The organism is uncultured Clostridium sp. (assembly GCF_947072515.1).
In the GTDB taxonomy this organism is placed as follows: Bacteria; Bacillota; Clostridia; order Clostridiales; family Clostridiaceae; genus Clostridium.
This window is the reverse complement of record NZ_CAMTIG010000106.1, coordinates 1-6019: the sequence shown is the minus strand read 5'-3', so window position 1 is coordinate 6019 and position 6019 is coordinate 1. Positions and strand designations below refer to the sequence as shown.

The window sequence follows — 6019 nt, the reverse complement described above, 5'->3', positions numbered from 1 at the left end:
CTCTTATCTATTGTTATTACAGCTTCTGCTTCACTTGTAACTCCTATATATAAATCTCTTGTTCTTGAAATTACATTACCTGAGTTTCCAGGAGGTATTACTTCTCCTTGTCCATCATTCACATATCCAAATAGTACTGATTGCTCTGCTCCTATTTTTGCAAATACTCCAATTTCTTTTATAGTTACTTCACTAGAAAAACTTTCATTTGTAAAACTTCCTCTTATTCTTATTGTATTTTCATTTCTTGCTATTGAGGACATATTAATTGTCATATAACTAGCTACCAAATCTGTTAAAGCTCTGGCATTATCTAATGAACTTATATCTCCTGTACCTATTTTCATATGTGTAAATTCAATAGGTTTTACTAATTCTAATGACCTTGAAATCATCAAGGCTCCAGCTGAGGTTAAAATAACTCCTCCTGTTGCTAACATCTTTCCACCTACCCTATAAATTTATTTATTACTTTTTTATGATCATGTATTCCATTTATAAAATTAACTAAAGAATCATTTTTTTGTGTTATTATGAAGCCATCTAAATGAGACCTAACATTTTTATAAATGTCTACCAATTTATAAACTGTTGATATTTCTTCCTCTGTTAACATATCTCCTTCAACAATTAATCTAAACATAAATGGATTGCCTCCATATTCATACCATTCTTTAACTTCTAAGTTACTTACAATTGCTTTTAAAGCTGATTCTAAAGCTCCTACAGTTCCTTTAGTTATATGATGGAAGTAAGACCTGTTTATCATTTCTATTTTTTTCGACTTCGGAAGTTCCGAACTATAAAATTCTACATTCCATTGCCAAGCTAATTGGTCCAATACTTTATCATCTAAATTTTTCATATTTAAGTATATCTTTAGTGAATCCATTGAACTATTATCCTTAGATACTTGCTCAGACATTGCATATGCCATACCCGAAAGATTTCTGTATTTCTTTAAATTCTCTGGAAGTAAGCTATAAATTTCATCTTTATTCAATTTCAACTCCTCCATAAGTTAATGTATTATTTCTTAATTTTGCTACATTTGTTTTTTCTAATTTTAAGAAGTTTGGAGAAGTCACCTCAACTCTTTTCGCTCCAGCATTACTCATTAATGTTATTAATTTACTTGGATTTATATCTCTTCCCAATTTACAGTGCTGCCAATTTATAAACTCATTTACTGCATTCTCAATATTCTTTTTTATTGCTTCTTTATCTGTTGTAGGGTCATCTACAATAAAGTATTTAATATCTATATCGTATTGAATTTCTATTGGAGCTGAAGTTTGTACCTGGTCTGTAAGTGGTTTTATTTCCTTATTTGTTAAATCTGCTTTTATTGAATTTAAAACATCTTCTCCTGGAACTTCTCCATTTTTTAAAAGAGGATATACTTTTACAATCCCAGTTCCTTTGTCAGAAGTAACAAATACATCAATAACATTTTGATTTGATTTTTTAGTATGGTACTCATAGGCTGATGCAGGACCTGCAACACTTCTTGCAGTTGGATTTAATCTTATTTTTTCTTTAAGACTATCATCCCCTTCTTTTTCAGCTCCACCTTGAGTTGGGGTTATATTTGTAACACTTTGCAAAAATGGTATTCCATCAACAATAGTTGTAATATCTCCTATTTCAAAACCATTTCCAATTTCTCCTGGAGTTGAGCACTCACACTTTATATCAACCTCTGTTGCTCCAATATTTAGTTGAGTAGCTGTTATAGTTTCAAAATATAGTCCTTGTGCTGATGTTTTATGTCCTTTTGGAATAATTACTACACTTTGAAAAGGTTTTGAAAATTTATACCTAATTGTTGTAAGTGATTTTTTAGCTTCTTCTCTAACTTCACCGATTAACTCTCCAAGAGCATCAAGATATTCTCCAGTTGAAAATCTTAATAGATTCATTTTTCCTATATAGTTTATTTTTGAATAAAGTAAAGTATTTACAAATGTTATGTAATCTAAAAAATCTGACATAGGGTCTCCCTTATTAATTGTTCCTCCAACTATTTCAGAATAGGATTTTTCAAGATTTTTTCTAATCTCTACAGGATCATAACTGATAAAATTAAAATCACTCATCTAAAATTACTCCTTTTACCTTTATTATTAATTTCCCAGATGATTGACTAGAATTATCATATATAACTTCATCAACTTGAAATCTAGGCTCATCTCTTTCTATTTCATCCATAACAACTCCAACCATTAAAGCTTGAACAATATTTATAGGTTCATCTATAAATTCAGTATCTATTCCCTTTTCTCTATTTAATGGAACATTTCCCTTTATTCTTGATAAAATGTTTTCTATATTTTGGATAATTTCTTCATTTCTAGTTCTCACAATTTTATAATCTTTTAATTGTGAACTATCATATATAATTTCCATTAGTTATACTCCTTTATACTTACCTCTGCTTCTAATACACTTACTGTTCCTATGGCTGAGAATTTCTTATGATCATGATTTAAATTAGTTATTACAAACTTACCTTTACTTCTAGTACCCATAATAAATCTAACTGGCTCTCCTTTTTTCATATAATCATTTAATTCTTTGTAAGCTGCTAATGGATTAACATTATGAAATGCACTTAGTCTAATTTTAAAAGTTAATGTTTGTAAATTAACATTTAAAAATTGTAATTTAGGTTTGTTTCCTATTATCTGATGCTCAGCATAGTTAACACTATCTACCCCTTTCAACTCATCAATAGTTTTTATATATTTAGAGCTAACCATAAAGACTATTTTTCCAAGACTTCCAACTATCATTCAGGACCTCCTGTTTTACTTTGCCCACCTTGAACTCCACCATGAAGATGTCCAATTAAAGATATTGCCTGAGCTATTACATCCTCTAAAGATTTAATTATTCCTTCAGCGGTTATTGTTTCTGTGTTCTTTTGTGGTCCTTCCACTTTGATTAACTTTGATTTTAATAAAATTTCATTTTCTGCTTCTATAGTAATTTTATTTTTACTATAAATCTTAAAAGTTGAATCTTTAGCATTAAATTCAACGATACTTCCATCTTTATATTTTGTAATTTCTTTATATTGTCCACCTTCACTAGGCTTTAAAAAGGCTTTTGTGTATCCACTACCTAGATAAAATCCATTTCCATTTTTATCTAATAAACAAGCTCCAACTTCGTCTAACTCTGGCATTGAATAATCCATTCTCCCTGTACTTCTTCCCATTAGAACAATTAATTCTCCACTTTGCTCTGATGTATCTGGAAAAGTACATCTGACAATTCCTTTTTCATAATCTATAACTGACACCTTTCCAGCTCTCCACATTTTAATATCCCTCCAGACATTTTCTTAAAGATATTGAATGCTGATACTCTGAGTAATCCGTAGTTATTTCTGTTACTATATAATTCCCATCAAATCTTCCAAAGGAATATATAGCTACAATATCACTAGCACTCAATTGTTGTTCTTGGCCCATAAGAGTTAAAGAACAAGTTATTCCTGTTTTATTTTTTTCTCTTAATTCTTTTTGAGCTATTTTTAATAAATATTCTTTTTTCTGCTGTTGGGTTTCTCCTGGAACAGCTGCATCATGATTTAAAAACAAAAGCCTTTGAGTATTTTTTTTATATCCTGGTCTTTGCTTGGTATAAAAAGTATGCTCTATTTTTTTATCCAACATATAATCGTAATATGATATTCTACATCCACTATAAGTATCCGTATCATCAATACTAAATCTATAATCTTTACAATCTAATTTTGATATTTTCATTTGAGGATCTCTTGCTTCGTATTTTGACTCTTCAAATAATATTAATCTATCACTATATAATTTAATAGTTATTCCAGCTTCACTACATAGTCTTTTTAGCAATGTATAATCACTTTCTAACTTCTGTTCTACTCTTTGATAAACTCTGTTAAATTCAAAATCACACTCTAATTCTAAGTTGCATTTTTTAGCTATATCTTCAGCGATTTTTTTTATTGTTACATCTTCCCAACTTTTGTACTCTTTAGAGTCCATGATATTTGATGCTATATCAACGCTAATCCCTCTTAAAGATACAATATCTGGAGGACCACTATAATCTATATTATCTATATAAAAATCTCCTAAATTATGATATACAGTTCCTTTTCTATTCCAATTTATTAGCTTATATTTTATTTGAAGCTTATCTCCTTTTTGAGGAGACCAAGCTCCTATCCATAAACCATGTCTATCCTCTAAAGTTAAATCAATAGTATCAAATTCATTTATAGAATCTCTATATGTACACTCTAGAATTGAGTCTGCTATATCTTTAGATATATTTTTACCCTCATAAATAACAACTAAGCTACCTCTTCTAGCTATTTCATCTTCTCCAAGGTGCAATGTTATCATTTGTAGATACCTCCTCATTTAGTGGGATATTTAATGTTATTCCTGCAGAAAAAATAAAAGTACCTGAATATTGAGAATTAGCATCTATTATTTTCTGTATAGCTTTACTATCTCCATATACTTTAGAAGCTATCATATCAAATGTATCTCCTAATATTGTCGTGTACTTTTTACCTTCCATGACCTCTCCTTTTCTTTTCCTTTAGTAATCTATCGTACATTTTTTCAAATTCTCTAAATGCAATATCTTTTTGTTTTTCAATTTCTTTTCCAATATTTTTAGCATCATTTGAATAAATAACTGGAGCAAAAGTAAACTGAATAGGTGAACTTGTATTATTAGATGATCCTTGCTCTTTTTTATCGTAAGCTCCTATCAATCTTCCAGTCTTTTCCCATAAACTTAAACTTCTTTGACTTTTATTATGAGGTATTATTGTTTCTGAATAAGCTCCTTCTCCCACCATAGCTAATGTTGGAGAATTAACAACTCCACCTTCAGCAAATCCTGGAATATTATTTTTTATAAAATCTTTTCCAGCATTCCAAGTGTTTCCAGCAAAGTTTAGGACTTTGTCTTTTAAATCTATCATTTTCTGAAATTTCTCTGTAACCCAGTTAAACATTCCATCTAAAGCTTCTTTAAAACTATTTTTAAAATCTACAACTCCATTTTTCCAAGACTCGTATATTTCTGACCCTTTACCTTTTATATTATTCCACATTTCAACTACAGGTTCACATGATTGAAGGAATGAATCCCATAATTCTTTACCTTTTTCTTTTATTAAATCCCAATTTTTATATAATAAATATCCTGCTCCTACTACTGCCATTATTGCTGCTACATACCAAGTTATAGGATTTGCTAAAAGTGCTACTCCAAATTTAGCAGCTCCTGCTATAGCTCCTTTAAAAAATCCACCAACAGCAAATGAAACTGTTTTTAATCCTGTTCCTAATCCTACAAGTAAATTTTTAGATGATGTTAAAAGTTTTAATAAAGCTGTTACCCCTTTTGAAGCGACTTCTTTTTCTATCAACCAACCAATACCTTTAAATATTGGAGAAAGACCAGATATTCCAAAACCTACGATTTTTGCAGTAGCTCCTAAACCTAAAAGTGCAACTGATCCATAAGCAACCCCTCTTACAAGTCCGCTAAATAATTTAGGATTTTCTTTCTGAAATTTTTCAACAACATCTAAAATATCACCAAACTTATTAAGTATTTTTTCTAAATCTGGAAATAAAATCTCTCCCATTTTTGCCATTCTAATATCTAATATAGATTTTAGAACTTGCATTTTATTTTCCATTGTATTTCCTCTAACATCAGCTTCTTGTTGGATACTTCCACTATATAAATCTTTATCTTTAGAGTTTTTTAAGTTTGAAATTAATTTGTCTTTATTTTCTAAAACTCCTGCTGCTCCTCTTAGTCCTTCCTCACCAAAAAGTAAAGTAATTACTGCTCCTTGCTTATCTTTACTAAGTTTGCCAATTCTATCAAATATTTTTAACATTGTTCCTTCAGCATCTTTTTGAGCTGACTTTGCTAAGTATTCAGAATCTAACCCTAACATATTAAATGCTTCTTGCTGAGACTTTGTAGCAGCAAATCC

Annotated in this window: 9 protein-coding genes; all 9 read right to left on the bottom strand. The window is 29.7% G+C overall.

Annotated features, from left to right (window positions below):
- A partial coding sequence (locus Q0W06_RS19045) for a hypothetical protein (RefSeq protein WP_297639604.1) occupies positions 1-440 on the bottom strand: 440 nt, incomplete at its 3' end.
- Between the two features lie 8 nt (positions 441-448).
- Complete coding sequence (locus Q0W06_RS19040) at positions 449-1003, bottom strand: phage tail protein I (protein WP_257163244.1); 555 nt, start codon at positions 1001-1003, stop codon at positions 449-451.
- The gene (locus Q0W06_RS19035) at positions 996-2099 is read right to left on the bottom strand and encodes a baseplate J/gp47 family protein (protein WP_297639599.1); all 1104 of its coding nucleotides are present in this window, start codon (positions 2097-2099) and stop codon (positions 996-998) included. Before Q0W06_RS19035 ends, Q0W06_RS19040 begins: the two co-directional genes overlap by 8 nt.
- Positions 2092-2409: a hypothetical protein gene (locus Q0W06_RS19030; protein WP_291942183.1), complete on the bottom strand. Its 318-nt coding sequence runs from the start codon at positions 2407-2409 to the stop codon at positions 2092-2094. Before Q0W06_RS19030 ends, Q0W06_RS19035 begins: the two co-directional genes overlap by 8 nt.
- On the bottom strand, positions 2409-2795 hold the full coding sequence (locus tag Q0W06_RS19025) for a phage tail protein (RefSeq protein WP_297639594.1): 387 nt from the start codon (positions 2793-2795) through the stop codon (positions 2409-2411). The genes Q0W06_RS19030 and Q0W06_RS19025 overlap by 1 nt, the downstream gene beginning before the upstream one ends.
- Positions 2792-3325 carry a hypothetical protein gene (locus Q0W06_RS19020; protein WP_297639592.1) on the bottom strand — a complete coding sequence of 178 codons (534 nt, stop codon included), beginning with the start codon at positions 3323-3325 and terminating at the stop codon, positions 2792-2794. Before Q0W06_RS19020 ends, Q0W06_RS19025 begins: the two co-directional genes overlap by 4 nt.
- A gap of 1 nt (position 3326) precedes the next feature.
- Entirely contained in the window at positions 3327-4394 is a 1068-nt protein-coding gene (locus Q0W06_RS19015) for a hypothetical protein (protein WP_297639589.1), read from the bottom strand.
- Entirely contained in the window at positions 4366-4575 is a 210-nt protein-coding gene (locus Q0W06_RS19010; RefSeq protein WP_297639586.1) for a tail protein X, read from the bottom strand. The genes Q0W06_RS19015 and Q0W06_RS19010 overlap by 29 nt, the downstream gene beginning before the upstream one ends.
- Positions 4565-6019: phage tail tape measure protein (locus tag Q0W06_RS19005; RefSeq protein ID WP_297639583.1), on the bottom strand; the 1455-nt coding region annotated here is incomplete at its 5' end. The genes Q0W06_RS19010 and Q0W06_RS19005, both read right to left, overlap by 11 nt.